The organism is Arthrobacter sp. WCS2018Hpa-7 (assembly GCF_031843805.1).
In the GTDB taxonomy this organism is placed as follows: Bacteria; Actinomycetota; Actinomycetes; order Actinomycetales; family Micrococcaceae; genus Arthrobacter.
On the sequence record NZ_JAVTJB010000021.1, the window covers coordinates 26,799 to 41,878 of the forward strand.

General features: G+C 62.7%; 13 protein-coding genes. 5 read left to right on the top strand and 8 right to left on the bottom strand.

Features of this window, described 5'->3' with window-relative positions:
* Positions 1–30: 30 nt before the first annotated feature.
* Together htpX and RQH14_RS18710 are read right to left on the bottom strand one after the other, a co-directional pair.
* Positions 31–900 (bottom strand): zinc metalloprotease HtpX, encoded by an 870-nt coding sequence (gene htpX / locus RQH14_RS18705; RefSeq protein WP_311214633.1) that lies wholly within the window; start codon positions 898–900, stop codon positions 31–33.
* A gap of 108 nt (positions 901–1,008) precedes the next feature.
* Positions 1,009–2,280: an MFS transporter gene (locus RQH14_RS18710; RefSeq protein ID WP_311214634.1), complete on the bottom strand. Its 1,272-nt coding sequence runs from the start codon at positions 2,278–2,280 to the stop codon at positions 1,009–1,011.
* 104 nt (positions 2,281–2,384) lie between these two features.
* On the opposite strand from RQH14_RS18710, the gene RQH14_RS18715 reads away from it, so the two are divergent.
* The 4 genes from RQH14_RS18715 to RQH14_RS18730 all read left to right on the top strand — a co-directional run bounded on the left by RQH14_RS18715 (position 2,385) and on the right by RQH14_RS18730 (position 5,929).
* Positions 2,385–3,161 carry a hypothetical protein gene (locus RQH14_RS18715; RefSeq protein ID WP_311214635.1) on the top strand — a complete coding sequence of 259 codons (777 nt, stop codon included), beginning with the start codon at positions 2,385–2,387 and terminating at the stop codon, positions 3,159–3,161.
* A gap of 30 nt (positions 3,162–3,191) precedes the next feature.
* A complete protein-coding gene (locus RQH14_RS18720; protein ID WP_017199873.1) occupies positions 3,192–3,668 on the top strand; it encodes a Fur family transcriptional regulator in 477 nt (158 codons plus the stop codon).
* Between the two features lie 15 nt (positions 3,669–3,683).
* Positions 3,684–5,165: a catalase gene (locus tag RQH14_RS18725; RefSeq protein WP_311214636.1), complete on the top strand. Its 1,482-nt coding sequence runs from the start codon at positions 3,684–3,686 to the stop codon at positions 5,163–5,165.
* Positions 5,166–5,293: 128 nt separating this feature from the next.
* Positions 5,294–5,929, top strand: a complete 636-nt coding sequence (locus RQH14_RS18730) for a DUF2461 domain-containing protein (RefSeq protein ID WP_311214637.1) — start codon at positions 5,294–5,296, stop codon at positions 5,927–5,929.
* Between the two features lie 120 nt (positions 5,930–6,049).
* On the opposite strand, the gene RQH14_RS18735 is transcribed toward RQH14_RS18730, so the two are convergent.
* The 6 genes from RQH14_RS18735 to RQH14_RS18760 all read right to left on the bottom strand — a co-directional run bounded on the left by RQH14_RS18735 (position 6,050) and on the right by RQH14_RS18760 (position 13,800).
* Positions 6,050–7,603, bottom strand: coding sequence for an amino acid permease (locus tag RQH14_RS18735; protein WP_311214638.1), 1,554 nt, complete (start codon positions 7,601–7,603; stop codon positions 6,050–6,052).
* 158 nt (positions 7,604–7,761) lie between these two features.
* Positions 7,762–8,178 carry a DUF779 domain-containing protein gene (locus RQH14_RS18740; RefSeq protein WP_311214639.1) on the bottom strand — a complete coding sequence of 139 codons (417 nt, stop codon included), beginning with the start codon at positions 8,176–8,178 and terminating at the stop codon, positions 7,762–7,764.
* Entirely contained in the window at positions 8,178–9,188 is a 1,011-nt protein-coding gene (gene adhP, locus RQH14_RS18745; protein WP_311214685.1) for an alcohol dehydrogenase AdhP, read from the bottom strand. The genes RQH14_RS18740 and adhP overlap by 1 nt, the downstream gene beginning before the upstream one ends.
* A 104-nt stretch (positions 9,189–9,292) precedes the next feature.
* Entirely contained in the window at positions 9,293–10,816 is a 1,524-nt protein-coding gene (locus RQH14_RS18750) for an aldehyde dehydrogenase family protein (protein WP_311214640.1), read from the bottom strand.
* Between the two features lie 96 nt (positions 10,817–10,912).
* The gene (locus RQH14_RS18755; protein ID WP_311214641.1) at positions 10,913–12,271 is read right to left on the bottom strand and encodes a GAF domain-containing protein; all 1,359 of its coding nucleotides are present in this window, start codon (positions 12,269–12,271) and stop codon (positions 10,913–10,915) included.
* Positions 12,272–12,360: 89 nt separating this feature from the next.
* Positions 12,361–13,800 carry an FAD-dependent oxidoreductase gene (locus RQH14_RS18760; protein ID WP_311214642.1) on the bottom strand — a complete coding sequence of 480 codons (1,440 nt, stop codon included), beginning with the start codon at positions 13,798–13,800 and terminating at the stop codon, positions 12,361–12,363.
* Positions 13,801–13,917: 117 nt separating this feature from the next.
* On the opposite strand from RQH14_RS18760, the gene rarD reads away from it, so the two are divergent.
* The gene (rarD, locus tag RQH14_RS18765) at positions 13,918–15,012 is read left to right on the top strand and encodes an EamA family transporter RarD (RefSeq protein ID WP_311214643.1); all 1,095 of its coding nucleotides are present in this window, start codon (positions 13,918–13,920) and stop codon (positions 15,010–15,012) included.
* The last annotated feature ends 68 nt before the right edge of the window (positions 15,013–15,080 follow it).

The window sequence follows — 15,080 nt, forward strand, 5'->3', positions numbered from 1 at the left end:
GACAGTGGGGAACCTAGAACAGCGGGCGGCCTAGGACAGCGGGCGGCCGGCCATCCGTTCCAAGCGGCTGATCCGTTCTTTCATGGGCGGGTGGGTGGAGAACATCCGCCGCATGCCGCCGCCGCGGAACGGGTTGGCGATCATGAGATGCGACGCGTTGACGAGCTTCTGGTCCTGCGGGAGCGGCAGCTGGGTGACGCCGGACTCGATCTTGCGCAGGGCTGAGGCGAGTGCCAGCGGATCGCCGGTGAGCTCGGCGCCGTCCTCATCGGCGTCGTACTCCCGAGTGCGGGAGATGGCCATCTGGATCAGCGAAGCCGCGAACGGCGCCAGCAATGCCATGGCGATCGTGGCCAGCGGGTTGGCGTTGCGTCGGTCCCCGCTGCCGAAGATCAGCAGCATTTGCCCCACGGAGGTAATGACTCCGGCCACGGCAGCAGCCACCGACGAAGTCAGGATGTCGCGGTTGTACACGTGCATCAGTTCATGCCCCAACACTCCCCTGAGCTCACGTGCGTCCAGCAGATGCAGGATTCCTTCGGTGCAGCACACGGCGGCATTTTTGGGGTTGCGGCCGGTGGCAAAGGCGTTGGGGGTCATGGTGGGCGACAAATAGATCCGCGGCATTGGCTTGTTGGCCCTGACGGAGAGCTCCCTGACGATCTGGTACAGCTGAGGGGCCTGGGCTTCGGTGACCGGGTAGGCGGCCATGGAACGGATGGCGATCTTGTCGCTGTTCCAGTATCCGTAGGCGGTGGTGCCGACGCCGATCAAGGCCATGATCCAGATGGGCGTAGTGCTGCGCGTTCCCGCTGCGATGATGGCACCCAAACCCAACAACACCGCCCACAACACACCGAACAGCGCCGCGGTCTTGAGTCCATTGTTGTGTCGATGCACTGTTGTCTTGCCTCTTCCGTCGGCTCCAGCAGGTTCTGTACGGATTAACGCCGACGCCGGTCGTCGTGTTCCGCTCCCAGCCTACGGTGGTGGTGTGACACGGCAGTGCTAGGGCACCGGATGCTTGGCGTCGTAGGCAACAAACCCGGGTTGGAGTCGCGAAGCCACCCACGCCAGGACGATGCATAGCAGCCCGCCCAGGAGCAGCACGCCGCCTTCGCTCAGGAACTGCGTGACGCCGCCGGCCAGCATGTCCCCCACGCGGGGACCGCCCGCCACCACCACAATGAACACTCCCTGCAGCCGGCCCCGCAGGTGATCAGGCGTGGCCGATTGGAGGATGGTGGTGCGGAATACGGCGCTGACAGAGTCCGAAATGCCAGCCAGGGCACAGCAGAAGGCTGCTGGGGCCAACCAGGCGGTCACGCCGTCGCGGCCTGCATCGCCCGCGAGCAGCACCACCAGCCCGAAACCGGCAATGGACGCTCCCCAGCCCACCACGGACCACACCACGGCACTGCCCTGTTTTCGCACCCTGCCCAGCGGGCCGGAGAACAGACCGGCAAGGAAAGCACCGACGGCCGTTGACGCAAGCAGTACACCCACTGTGGCTTCGCCTCCGCCGATCATGACCGCCCCGATGGCAGGCATCAGAGCACGCGGTTGGGCGCAGATCATGGCGATGAGGTCGATGATGAACGTCATGCGGACGTTGGGGCGGGTACCCAGGAAGCGGAATCCTTCCACCACGGATCGCAGCCCGGGCCGCACGGCATCCTTGGACGGCGGCAAGGCCGGAAGCTTGAACAGGCCCCAGAGGGCGAACGTAAAGCTGATGACATCGATCGTGTAAGTCCAGCCGAAGCCGATGGTCGCCACCAGAACGCCTGCCAGGAGCGGTCCGGCGGTCATGGACAGGCCGAAGGTCAGCATGCTCAGGGCGTTGGCGGCAGGGAGCAGGTCCTTACGGACCAGCAACGGAATGATGGCGCTGCGGGCGGGACCGTTGATGCCCTGTGCTCCACTTTGAATTGCCACCAGTGCGTAGAGGATCCAGATGTTGCCGATCTCCAGCCATGCCTGCAGAGCGAGCCCCGCGGTGGTTGCCCAGAGGACGAGGGAGGCGATGATGGCCACTTTGCGGCGGTCATAGGCGTCCGAGATGGACCCACCGTAGAGTCCGGCGAACACCAAGGGAACCAGCGCGAAGATACCTAGAAGGCCCACGTAGAAGCTCTCCTGGGTGAGCCCGTAGACCTCCAGGCTGACTGCCACCAAGGTCAGTTGGGTACCGATGGCAGCCACGGATGCGCCCAGCCAGAGCCGTCTGAATGCCGGGCTCTCCCTCAGCGGGGTGATGTCTGCCAGTAGTTTCGCCACCGTCCTACCTTAAGCGAGCTTTCCGGCGGCCTCCCGTCACCCCGCTTGGTCTCTCACACCTGTGGCGCTCCGCTTGGTAGGCTCACCCGGGGGAAGGAGTTGACATGGTCACATCGCGACAGTTGCTGTACCGTTCGGCCTTTTGGGAGATCGCCAGGCCACGTCACCCTCTCACTGCCGCGCATGTGCTGATCAGGCTCTCGGACCCGTCAACAGAGTTCGCACGCCCCTCCGCCGCCGACTGGCTCTTCTGCCACGACCTGGTCCGTGCGGCTTTGGCCGACGTCCTGGGCGCCACCCGGTGCGCCATCATGTTTGCCCACCAATGGCATCCCTTGGGGTCGGCAATCGGGGAGCCGGTGGCGGAATCGTCAACGCCCACGTTCCACCTTTTCGGGCGGTGGGACGGAGAAACCACGACGCCGGGACACCAGCTTTCCCTTCCGGCGCACCGCCGGAAGGGCGAACCGGACCACGATATGGAAGCCACAGACGCCGCCATGCGTGAGGCACTGCGACTGGCCAGGCCGGAGACTGTGGTGGGCTCCGCCGCTGTGGCCGGTGCCGCCGTCGAGCCTGTTTCCGGTCCCGGTCCGCTGGTCCGGGCGGTGGAGGCGGGACCACGCCACACCGTTCTGGAACCTGTCAGGAAGCTGGCAGCCATCAGCGAGGTCCGTCCGGCAGAGTTGTTGGCGATCGGTGCAGCCCTGGCCGCTCTTCCGCCGACCGGTGGGTCCAGTGGATTCAGTTGTGTTGCCTTGGAAGGCGAAGAGCCTGGTGCTCCGTTGCGGGTCCATGCCGTGGGCCGCTCAGCCGCCGAACAGGTCAATCCCTTGGAAGGCCTCTTAAATTTGCCTGAAGTTAGCCTTGCCTTATTGTGAACTCCTCAAAATAAGTGTTTCAATAAATGCATGACAGATCACACAGCCGAGCAAGCAGAATGGGCAGCCGCCCTGCATGCCCACGGCCGGCGTGTGACCAAACAGCGGCTGGCAGTGCTCGCCGCAGTCCAGCACCATCCGCATTCACCGGCAGAAGGCATTCTTGCCGCTGCGCGCAAAGAGCTTCCTGAACTGACGGCGCAGTCCGTTTACGTAGTGCTCAGCGACCTGACGGACCTGCAGATGCTGCGCCGTTTCGAACCCCCGCACTCCCCGGCGCTTTACGAAACCCGGGTTGGTGACAACCACCATCACGCCGTGTGCATCAGCTGCGGCAAGGTCGAAGACGTGGATTGCGCCGTGGGACACGCACCGTGCCTCACACCGCACTGGGATGAGAATTCCAAGCCCATGACCATCCAGATCGCAGACGTCCTGTACCAAGGCATCTGCCAGGACTGCCAGTCCAAACAACAGCTTCCCGTAACTTCCGTAACTCAGAAATAAGAAAAAAGGAGAACAATGACTGCTATTTCAACAACCCAGTCAGGTGCACCCGTTACCTCCGACGCGCACTCGAAGTCCGTCGGCGCTGACGGTGCCATCATCCTCACCGACCACTACCTGGTGGAAAAGCTCGCACAGTTCAACCGCGAGCGGGTCCCGGAGCGTGTAGTGCACGCCAAGGGTGGCGGCGCTTTCGGTACGTTCAAGACCACCTCGGACGTTTCGGCCTACACCAAGGCAGCCTTCCTGCAGCCGGGCACCGAGACGGACATGCTGATCCGTTTCTCCTCTGTTGCGGGCGAGAACGGTTCTCCCGACACCTGGCGCGACCCCCGCGGTTTCGCAGTGAAGTTCTACACCTCCGAGGGCAACTACGACCTCGTTGGCAACAACACCCCCGTCTTCTTCATCCGCGACGGCATCAAGTTCCCGGACTTCATCCACTCCCAGAAGCGCCTCCCGGGCAGCCACCTGCGTGACGCTGACATGCAGTGGGACTTCTGGACCCTCTCCCCCGAGTCCGCACACCAGGTCACCTGGCTCATGGGCGACCGCGGCCTCCCGGCTTCCTGGCGTGAAATGCAGGGCTACGGCTCGCACACCTACCAGTGGATCAACGCCGCCGGCGAGCGTTTCTGGGTCAAGTACCACTTCAAGTCCAACCAGGGCGTCAAGACCATCACCGGTGACCAGGCTGAGCAGCTGGCCGGCTCGGATGCAGACTTCTACATCCGCGACCTCCAGGAAAACATCGCCGACGGCAACTTCCCCTCCTGGGAACTGCACGTCCAGGTCATGCCTTACGAGGACGCCAAGACGTACCGCTTCAACCCGTTCGACCTCACCAAGGTGTGGCCGCACTCTGACTACCCGCTGATCCACGTGGGCACCATGGAGCTGAACAAGAACCCGGAGAACTACTTCGCGCAGATCGAGCAGGCCACCTTCGCGCCGTCGAACTTCGTTCCGGGTATTGCCGCTTCCCCGGACAAGATGCTGCAGGCCCGCATCTTCTCCTACGCCGATGCACACCGTTACCGCGTGGGTACCAACCACGCCCAGATCCCGGTGAACCAGCCCAAGAACCAGGTCAACAACTACAGCCAGGATGGCCAGGGTCGTTTCCTGTTCAACTCCCCCTCCACCCCGGTGTACGCACCGAACTCTGTTGGTGGCCCGGCTGCTGTTGAGCCCACTTCCCCGGCCGGCGGCTGGGAGAACGACGGCGAGCTCACCCTCTCCGCCCACACCCTGCACGCTGAGGACGACGACTTCGGCCAGGCCGGCACCCTGTACCGCGAGGTCTACGACGACGCTGCCAAGGCCCGCCTCCTGGAAACCATCACCGGTGCCGTTGGCGGCGTGAAGACCGCCGACATCAAGGAACGCGCAATCCAGTACTGGACCAACGTTGACTCCGAGCTCGGTGCCAAGCTCCGTGCCAACCTCGGTGCAGGCCAGACCGAGTCCGACGCCGAAGCAGCCAACAAGCTCTAAGCGTCTTTGCTCGACTGCATTTCCTGATCACCCCGCTGCGGATCTCCGCGGCGGGGTGATCTTTTTGTTTTCCACATAGCACTGGTGGCCTATGGTTTGGCCGGCAGTGGCGTCCTTAGGATCCTTCTATGAGCACATTCGAAGGCATCACTACTGCCGCATTCCGCTTTTACGCTGAGCTTGAAGAGAACAACAACCGTGAGTGGTGGCTGGAGCATAAAGAGACGTACGACGCCGAGGTCAAGGAGCCGCTGACAGCTCTCCTTTCAGAGTTGGAGCCGCAGTTCGGGCCGGCCAAGATTTTTCGCCCCAACCGGGACATCCGGTTCTCCCAGGACAAGTCGCCGTACAAGACTGCCCAAGGTGCCTTTGCCGCCACGCAGGAGGGCGTTGGCTACTACGTCCAGATCAGTGCGGATGGCCTGCTGATCGGCGGGGGCTACCACTCGCACACTCCGGCGCAGCTGGCGCGGTTCCGGGCCGCAGTGGATGCTCCGGACAGTGGATTGGAGCTCCAGGAAATCGTTGACGCGGTGGCAGCGTCGGGCTTCGCCATTGAGGGCGAGAAACTCAAAACCGTTCCACGTGGATTGGACAAGGACCATCCACGCGCCGAGCTGCTCAAGCACAAGTCCTTGTCAGCGAGCGTAGAGGTGGGTCAGCCGGAGTGGTTGTCCACTCCCGCAGCCCGTGACGAGATCGCTGCCCGATGGGAAGTGCTGAGGCCGCTGGTGGAATGGGTCGGTCAGCATGCGGCGCCGTAACCGCACTGGTGCTGGCTAGAGGACGCAAAAGCGCCCGGAAACCGATGGTTCCCGGGCGCTTCATGAAGCTGACTTCTGGAGCCAGTAAGTGCAGCTGTCTGACAAGCTGCAGCGATTGGTTTAGACCTTCGTGTAGCTGTCTTCGTCCTCGTCGCCGTCGACCTGGCGGCTTTCCGGAGCAGCGTTCACGGAGGCCTTGGCCGCAGCGAACTTCTCGTTCAGCCGTGAGTGGCGCTGGCCGTAGGCGAAGTAAATGCCCATGCCAATGACCAACCAGATCGCGAAGAAGATCCAGGTTTCAACAGCAAGGTTGGTCATCAAGTAGAAGCAGAGCACAGCGGAGACCCACGGCAGGACCTTGCCGAACGGGACACGGAAAGCTGGCTTCAGGTCCGGACGCTTCTTGCGCAGCACCAGGATGCCCAGGCTCACCATCACGAACGCGGAGAGCGTTCCGATGTTGATCATTTCCTCGAGCAAGTCCACCTTGGTGACACCTGCCACTACGGCCACCGCTGCGCCACAGATGATCTGCAAACGGGCCGGAGTGGAACGCTTTTCGCTGGTCTTGGACAGCGAGCGCGGCAGGAGTCCGTCGCGGCTCATGGCAAGGACCACACGGGACAGGCCCATGAGCAGCACCATGATCACGGTGGTCAAGCCCACCAAGGAACCGAAGGCGATGACCTTGGCAGCATCCGTGTTGCCCACGGCCTCGAAAGCTGTGGTGAGGGTGGGGTTCTTCACCTCGGCCAATTGCGTGTAGGAAACCATGCCGGTCAGCGCAAGGGAGACCAGGATGTACAGCAGCGTCACTACGGCAAGGCCACCAAAGATGCCGCGCGGAAGGGTCTTCTGCGGGTTCTTGACCTCTTCCGCGGAGGTTGCAACCACGTCGAAGCCGATGAAGGCGAAGAAGACCAGGGCTGCGCCGGCGAAGACGCCCAGCGTTCCGTACTGGGCCGGAGCGGCGCCTGTGAGGAAGCCGAAGAAGGACTGCTTCATGACGTCGGCGGCACCGGAATCGGTGGGCTCAGAGGCCGGGACGAAGGGGGTGTAGTTGGAGAACTTCACGTAGCTGAAGCCAACCACAATCACGAACAGCACCACGGCGATTTTGATCAGCGTGAAGACGTTGCCGACGCGGGCGGACAACTTTGTCCCCAGCACCAGCAGCACGGTGAAGATCGCGACAATGAGGAAAGCACCCCAGTAGAGGTCAATGCCGGCGACCTGGATTGACGGTGGCATCTCCACGCCCATCAGGCCAAAGACCGTACTGAGGTAAATTCCCCAGTACTTGGCGATCACGGCAGCGGCGGTGAAGAGTTCGAGGATGAGGTTCCAGCCGATGATCCATGCCAGGACCTCGCCCATGGTGGCGTACGTGAACACGTAGGCGGAGCCGGCCACGGGGATCGCTGTAGCGAATTCGGCGTAGCACATGATGGCCAAAGCACACGTGACAGCGGCGATGGCGAAGGAAATGGTGACGGCGGGGCCGGCAAAGTTTGCAGCAGCCTTGGCGCCTACCGAGAAGATGCCGGCGCCGACAGCAACGGCGACGCCCATGATCATGAGGTCCCAGGTGCTCAAGCTGCGCTTGAGCTTGCGACCGGGTTCGTCGGCATCGGCGATCGACTGCTCGATTGACTTGGTCCTGAAAATGTTCATAAAAATGCCACATTCTGGATGGGAGTGGTATAGGACTCATCAAGAATAGTGTCCGGCCAATGGACGGCCATATTTATCCCAGATAGTGAGACGACCCCGGAATAGGCGTGGCTGCTGTGGCTGGTGTGACGGGGACGCGTTGCCCCCGTCACATCAGGTCAAAAGCTTGGGACGTCCCAGTCCATGAGGGTGGAACGGATCAGGAACCGTTTGCCCTCGGGTGATTCCACCGAGAATCCACTGCCGCGGCCGTCCACTACATCCACCGTCAGATGGGTGTGGGACCAGTAGTTGAACTGCTCCTTGGACATCCAAAAGTCGAGCGGCTGCGGCTCCCCTCCGGCTCCGATATCGAACGTACCGAGGAGGACATCGGAATCACCGGTCAGGAACTCCCCCGCCGGAAAGCACATGGGGGCAGAGCCGTCGCAGCAGCCGCCCGACTGATGGAACATGAGCGGCCCGTGCTGCTTCCAGAGCTTGTGGAGCAGTTCCACGGACACCGCGGTGAGCGCCACCCGGGAGAAATTCTCCCCAGGCAACGTCACCGCGGCTTCCAAGCTGATGTTGTTCATCAGAACTTCAGCACCACACGGCCGTCGATCTTGGCGTGCTTCATCTCGTCAAAAACCGCGTTGACTTCGGAGAGTTCCCTGGTAGAGACCGTCGGCTTGATCTTTCCCTGGGCGTAGAACTCCAAGGCCTCCTCAAGGTCCTGGCGTGTTCCCACAATCGAACCGCGGACCGTGAGGCCCTTGAGGACGATCTCGAAGATCGGCGCAGGGAAGTCGCCTGGTGGCAACCCGTTGAAGACAATCGTTCCGCCACGACGTGCCATACCGATCGCTTGTCCAAAGGCCGAAGGATGCACAGCCGTCACCAGCACCCCGTGGCAACCGCCGGTTTCCCGCTGAATGACTTCCGCCGGGTCCTCGTGCAGGGCGTTGACCGTCAGTTCGGCGCCGTGCTCGCGGGCGAGAGCCAGCTTGTCGTCTGCAATGTCCACGGCAACGACGCGAAGCCCCATGGCCACCGCGTACTGCACCGCGATATGCCCCAAGCCGCCGATGCCGGAGATGGTGACCCACTGGCCGGGCCTGGTCTCTGTCATTTTCAGGCCCTTGTACACGGTGACTCCGGCACACAGCACCGGAGCAACTTCCACCGGGTCCGAGCCTTCGGGAATCCGCGCCGCAAAACGCGTATCCACCAGCATGTATTCGCCAAACGAGCCGTCCACGCTGTAGCCGCCGTTCTCCTGCGACTCACACAGGGTCTCCCACCCGGTCCGGCAGTACTGGCAGTCCCCGCAGGCAGACCACAGCCAGGCGTTGCCCACCAACTGGCCAATGGCAACGTCCGTGACGCCTTCGCCAACGGCCACTACCTCTCCCACACCTTCATGGCCCGGGATAAAGGGTGGCGTCGGCTTGACCGGCCAGTCGCCCTCGGCGGCGTGCAGGTCGGTATGACATACCCCCGAGGTAATGAGGCGGACCAGCGCCTGGCCGGGACCCGGCGTCGGGCGTTCCACTTCCATGACCTTAAGGTCGGTTCCGAATTCCGTAACTACTGCAGCTTGCATGGTGGTCATTGACGATCTCCTTTGATCTGTACGAATGATGGGAGTTCTTGTACAGCTGATGCCCCTAAGACCGCTCCAAAAGGGCATCTGCTGCACAAAAACTCTTAGAAGAAGCCGAGCTTGTTTTCGTTGTAGCTGACCAGGAGGTTTTTGGTCTGCTGGTAGTGGTCCAGCATCATGGCGTGGTTCTCACGGCCAATACCTGAGGACTTGTAACCACCGAAGGCGGCACCTGCCGGGTAGGCGTGGTAGTTGTTGACCCACACGCGTCCGGCCTGGATTTCCCGGCCCGCGCGGTAGGCGACATTTCCGTTGCGCGACCAGACTCCGGCACCCAGGCCGTAGAGGGTGTCGTTGGCGATGCCGATGGCGTCGTTGTAGTCGCTGAACTTGGTGACGGACACTACCGGGCCGAAGATCTCCTCCTGGAAGACGCGCATCCGGTTGTGGCCTTCGAAAATGGTGGGCTGGACGTAGTAGCCCCCTGCCAGGTCACCGGACAGCTCGGCCCGGGCACCACCGGTGAGCAGCTTGGCGCCCTCCTGCTTTCCGATGTCGATGTAGGACAGGATCTTCTCCAACTGGTCATTCGATGCCTGCGCGCCAACCTGGGTGTCGGTATCCAACGGGTTGCCCTGGATGATCTTGTTGGTGCGGGCCACGACGTCCGTCATGAAAGAGTCATAGATGCCTTCCTGAACCAGCGCACGGGAGGGGCAGGTGCAGACTTCGCCTTGGTTGAAGGCAAAAAGCGTGAAACCTTCCTGGGCTTTGTCGTAGAAGGCGTCGTTCTGGGCCGCTACGTCGTCGAAGAAGATGTTGGGGCTCTTGCCACCCAGTTCCAGGGTGACGGGAATCAGGTTGTTGGACGCGTACTGGCTGATGAGCCGCCCTGTGGTGGTCTCGCCCGTGAAAGCGATCTTGCGGATGCGTGAGCTTGACGCGAGCGGCTTGCCGGCTTCTACGCCAAAGCCGTTGACCACGTTCACCACACCGGCAGGGAGGAGATCGCCGATGAGTTCCATGAGGACCAGGATGGACGTGGGCGTCTGCTCGGCAGGCTTGAGGACTACGGCGTTACCGGCGGCGAGCGCGGGGGCCAGCTTCCACACGGCCATGAGGATGGGGAAGTTCCACGGGATGATCTGGCCAACAACGCCCAGCGGTTCCTTGAAGTGGTAGGCGGTGGTGTCCTCGTCCAGCTGCGAGAGGTGGCCCTCCTGGGCACGGACAGCGGAGGCGAAGTAGCGGAAGTGGTCGGCCGCCAACGGGATGTCGGCGTTCAGGGTCTCGCGGACTGGCTTGCCGTTGTCCCAGGTTTCCGCGACGGCGAGCAACTCCACATTCTCGTCAATACGGTCTGCGATCTTGTTGAGGATTGCCGCGCGCTCGGTGGCGGAGGTCTTTCCCCAGGAAGGTGCAATCTTGTGGGCGGCGTCCAACGCCAGCTCGATGTCCTCGGAGGTGCCGCGGGCAACTTCGCAGAAAGCCTTGCCCGTGACGGGGGTGATGTTCTCAAAATAGGCGCCCTTGACTGGTGCAACCCATTCTCCGCCGATCCAGTTCTCATAGCGGTCCTTGAACGTGACCTTCGAACCCTCGGCACCCGGCTGTGCGTAAACAGTCATTGCTAGCTCCTTTGCTGCGAATCGCGGTGGCTGTCGCCATTGATCCGAGCCTAAGAGCGGGGAGGTTGCAGCTACGTTGCAACCATGTGAGTCACCTCACGCGGTGAGTTCAGTATCGATCCGTTCAAGATCGGCCACGACGGCGGCCCGCTTGGGTGAGCGGGGCGGCAGCAGCTTGAGGACGGCAAGGCGGAGGTCGACGTCGTACTTCGCCTCCGGCAGCTCAGCGTACTTGAGGAGGGAATCGACGCTGCCGTCGCTGAGCAGCGCCTCGCGCAGCAGGTGCGAAACCTTTTCACGCAACTGCACGACGCCGGGCGCCTCCGAGCGTGGCAGGACCGCACCTTTGTAGATTTCCAGGGCGATGCGGTGGGCGCCACGTTGCAGGCAGTTGAGGACCTGGCCGGAGTCGGGAAGCAATTCGACGGGCAAACGGTAGGGCCGGGACTGGGGAACCGCGTCCGGGCTGAGCTCCTGGATCACTTTGCGGAGCCGCACCATCTCGGCCCGCAAGGTGGCCGAGTAGCCGTCTCCGGGGTACAGCTGGGCGCAGAGGTCGTCAGCACTGAGCCCGTCGGGGTGGCTGCCCAGGATGGCCAGGATTTCGCTGTGCCGTGCGGACAAGGACACCGTCCTGCCATCAATGCTGAGCAGGGCCTGGTCCCGGCCCAGGAGCTGCAGGCTGTTCCGGTACAGAGCATGGCTGGAGGTGGCAGCCGCGCTCCGGCGTCGAGGCTTCTCACGAACCGCTGCGGCCAGCGTCAGGCGTTCGATGCGCAGTTGCGCCTGGGCTGCGGCAACTGTTGCCTCCACCAGGGAAAGAGTGTGGGCGGCCACGGCAGTTTCGGTGCCGGTGATGTCCACGACGCCCAGCACCGCCCCGGAGTCGGGGTCATGGAAGGGAACCGCGGTGCAACTCCACGGGTGGACCGAGCGTTTGAAGTGTTCTGCGCCGGAGATCTGGATGCTGCGGTCCAGGGCGAGTGCCGTGCCGGGTGCGCTGGTGCCCACGGAGGCTTCGGACCAGTCGGCGCCCGCCACGAACATCATGCTTTCAGCGCGGCGCTGCATCACCGGGTCGCCATCTACCCACAGAAGCCGGCCGACGTCGTCGCCCACCGCCACCAACAGGCCGCTGTCATGGCTGGGTTGGACCAGCAACTTCTTGATCACGGGCATGATGGTGGCCAGCGGATGCTGCCGGCGGTATTCCTCCAGCTCGTCCTGGTCCATCGCGAGGGGAGCCTCAGCGACGTCGGGATTGGCTTGCAGGCTGGCCGAACGCTGCCAAGACTCACGCACCAACCGGCGGAGACCCACGATGTCGTGGGTGATTCCGTCCTGGGTGGTTCCGGGACGGAGGGAGTCCAAACGCTCGTGGCCCATCAGGGCACGCTTCTGCACCAGCGCCGCGGCTTCGCTGCCTGGAACAGACGGATGGATTGGATTCCTCATCGAACTCCCTGGTAGTCCGCATCAACAATGCTCTGCACGTGTGCTGGGCGGGACAGTACGGTGAAGTCTAGTTCGGGGACTGGAGAATGTCAGCCGCGGGAGATCCGGATCATTTCCTCGCGCGGAACAACCTTGATGCGCTCACGGACCACACCGTCTCCGTCGCCTTCGCCGGCGGACCACGCAGCACCCAATGCGGCTTCGTGGGCATCCAGCCGGTTCCAGCCTTCCCAGGTGGTGTACTCGATGCCGCGCTCCTCAAGGAGATCGATGATGGCCTGCGGATCAGGGTTTTCGGCCGGGGGCAGATTGAGCCTGTCTTCGAGGAGGAAACCAATGGTCTCCAAGGCATCGCCCTTGGTGTGGCCGATCAGTCCCACCGGTCCGCGCTTGATCCAGCCGGTGGCATAGATTCCCGGAACGGGCTCGCCATCGGCACCCAGGACGCGACCGCCGTCGTTCGGTATGACGCCGCGGCGGGCATCGTACTCAAGCTCCTCCAGCGGGGAACCGTGATAGCCGATGGCACGGTAGACGGACTGCACCGGGTATTCGATGAATTCGCCCGTTCCCTTGACGTTGCCCGTTCCGTCCAGCTGCATGCGCTCGAATTTGATCCCCGAGACCTTGCCGGGAGTTTCCGGCGAATCGAGGATCTCCACGGGGCTGTGCAGGAAGTGCAGGTGTAGGCGTCGGGAGGAAGGCTGCTCGGATTCGGCGTGCTCTTCCACCAGCCAGTTGGTCATGGTGTTGACCATGGTCTTGATCTGGTTGTTGGACTTGATGGCTTCATCCGAGGCCTCGTCAAACTCGAAGTCCTCCGGGTACAGGACAATGTCCACGTCCTTGCAGTGGGACAGTTCGCGCAGTTCCAAGGGGGTGAATTTCACCTGTGCCGGGCCACGGCGACCGAAGACATGGACGTCGGTGACCGGAGACTTCTTCAGCCCGCCGAAGACATTGTCCGGGATCTCCGTAACCAGTAATTCCTCCGGGTGCTTGACCAGCATCCGGGCCACGTCCAAGGCCACGTTGCCGTTGCCGATCACCGCGATCTCTTGGGCGTCCAGCGGCCAGTCCCGGGGAACGTCCGGGTGTCCGTCGTACCAGGAAACGAAGTCGGCGCCGCCGAAGGAGCCCTCCAGTTCGACCCCCGGGATGTTCAGGTCCGCGTCCTTGATGGCGCCGGTGGAGAAAATCACGGCGTCGTAGAAGGCCCGGAAGTCGTGGAGCGTCAGGTCCCTGCCGTAGGTCACGTTGCCCAGGAACCGGATATCGCCGCGATCCAGGACCTTGTGCAACGCGTTGACGATGCCCTTGATGCGCGGATGATCGGGAGCCACGCCGTAGCGGATCAGCCCGTACGGCGCCGGGTATGCCTCGAAGAGGTCAATGCTGACCTCGACTTCGCCGTCCTTGACCACGTTGGATTTGGTCAGGATATCCGCGGCGTACACGCCGGCGGGGCCTGCCCCAACGATGGCAACGCGAAGCGGACGTTGGGGGGTGGTTGCGGCTGAGTTGGACACCGTTAGCCCTTCCGAAGCAGTGAGCCACGCCGTTGTTGGGGCGCGCAGATTCCAATTCTAGAGGTCCACCCCACGCCCGGCCGCTTATATGGCAGGAGTCACGGAAATTCACCAAGATTGCGGAATATTGCGTGCCTGCATGGTGTTGGCGACAATGTGTCGACTCCGGATCAGATAGCTGCCAGCTCTTCCTCTTCAAGCCAGCCCACGACGACGGCAGTCGGGGACGGCGGGCAAAGTACCGGCGGCGTCGGCAAACGTAGCGCCGGATCCGGCAAGCCCGTGCGGAGCGAGTCGACAGCGGGCATCCTCTTCGGTATCGGCGCCTATGGCCTGTGGGGCCTTCTTCCTCTGTACTTCTTCGTCCTGATGCCGGCCAGCGCAGTCGAAATCGTGGCGAACCGGATTGTCTGGTCCCTGATCTTCTGCGCACTGCTTATCACCATCACCCGGGCCTGGCGGGTTTTCGGTGCCGCGGTGAAGGACCGCAGCGTGTTCGGCCCCCTGGCCTTGGCAGCGGGCCTGATCGCCATCAACTGGCTCACCTACACTTTCGGGGTCACCACCGGCCACGCCGTTGAGACGTCTCTGGGCTACTTCATCAATCCGTTGGTCTCAGTCCTTTTGGGCGTCTTTGTCCTCAAGGAAAAGCTGCGTCCCCTGCAGTGGGCTGCGGTGGGCATCGGCTTCGTCGCAGTGGGTGTCCTGACCTTCTCCTATGGCCAACTTCCGTGGATCGCTCTGATCCTCGCCTTCAGCTTCGGCCTCTACGGTTTCGTCAAAAAGCGTGTTGGACCCAAAGTGGACGCCCTCACCAGCCTCAGCGTGGAGACCGTAGTGCTGGCCCCCTTCGCCGTCATCACCATGGTGGTCCTGGGCGTGACGGGCGTTCAAACACTCACCACACTGGGCGCCGGCCACTTCTGGTTGCTGGTGGCCTCGGGTGTCATCACTGCGGTGCCCTTGCTGTTCTTCGGTGCCTCAGCCCGCCGCTTGCCGATGACCACCATCGGGCTGCTGCAATACTTTGCCCCGGTCCTCCAGTTCGTCGTGGCGTTGACGGTGTTCAACGAGACCATGACCACGGCCCGCTGGATCGGGTTCTGCGTCGTGTGGCTTGCACTGATCCTGCTGACCATCGACATGCTGCGGACCACGCGGAAGAACTCCGTGCTGAAGAAGAAGGCCCGGCTGGCTGCTGCTGGCGCCTGAATCCGGCCCGCCCACTCACCGAATTCGCGGGAAAGCTGCCAGATCGCCGAAGTTCTCCGGACGAATTG

What these genes read in the sequence shown, in the direction of transcription:
- RQH14_RS18730 (WP_311214637.1), top strand. Translation starts at nt 5,294, where the DNA reads ATGAGCACATTCGAAGGCATCACTACTGCCGCATTCCGCTTTTACGCT.
- adhP (WP_311214685.1), bottom strand. Translation starts at nt 9,188, where the DNA reads ATGCAAGCTGCAGTAGTTACGGAATTCGGAACCGACCTTAAGGTCATG.
- RQH14_RS18735 (WP_311214638.1), bottom strand. Translation starts at nt 7,603, where the DNA reads ATGAACATTTTCAGGACCAAGTCAATCGAGCAGTCGATCGCCGATGCC.
- RQH14_RS18725 (WP_311214636.1), top strand. Translation starts at nt 3,684, where the DNA reads ATGACTGCTATTTCAACAACCCAGTCAGGTGCACCCGTTACCTCCGAC.
- RQH14_RS18755 (WP_311214641.1), bottom strand. Translation starts at nt 12,271, where the DNA reads ATGAGGAATCCAATCCATCCGTCTGTTCCAGGCAGCGAAGCCGCGGCG.
- RQH14_RS18740 (WP_311214639.1), bottom strand. Translation starts at nt 8,178, where the DNA reads ATGAACAACATCAGCTTGGAAGCCGCGGTGACGTTGCCTGGGGAGAAT.
- RQH14_RS18715 (WP_311214635.1), top strand. Translation starts at nt 2,385, where the DNA reads ATGGTCACATCGCGACAGTTGCTGTACCGTTCGGCCTTTTGGGAGATC.
- RQH14_RS18720 (WP_017199873.1), top strand. Translation starts at nt 3,192, where the DNA reads ATGACAGATCACACAGCCGAGCAAGCAGAATGGGCAGCCGCCCTGCAT.
- RQH14_RS18750 (WP_311214640.1), bottom strand. Translation starts at nt 10,816, where the DNA reads ATGACTGTTTACGCACAGCCGGGTGCCGAGGGTTCGAAGGTCACGTTC.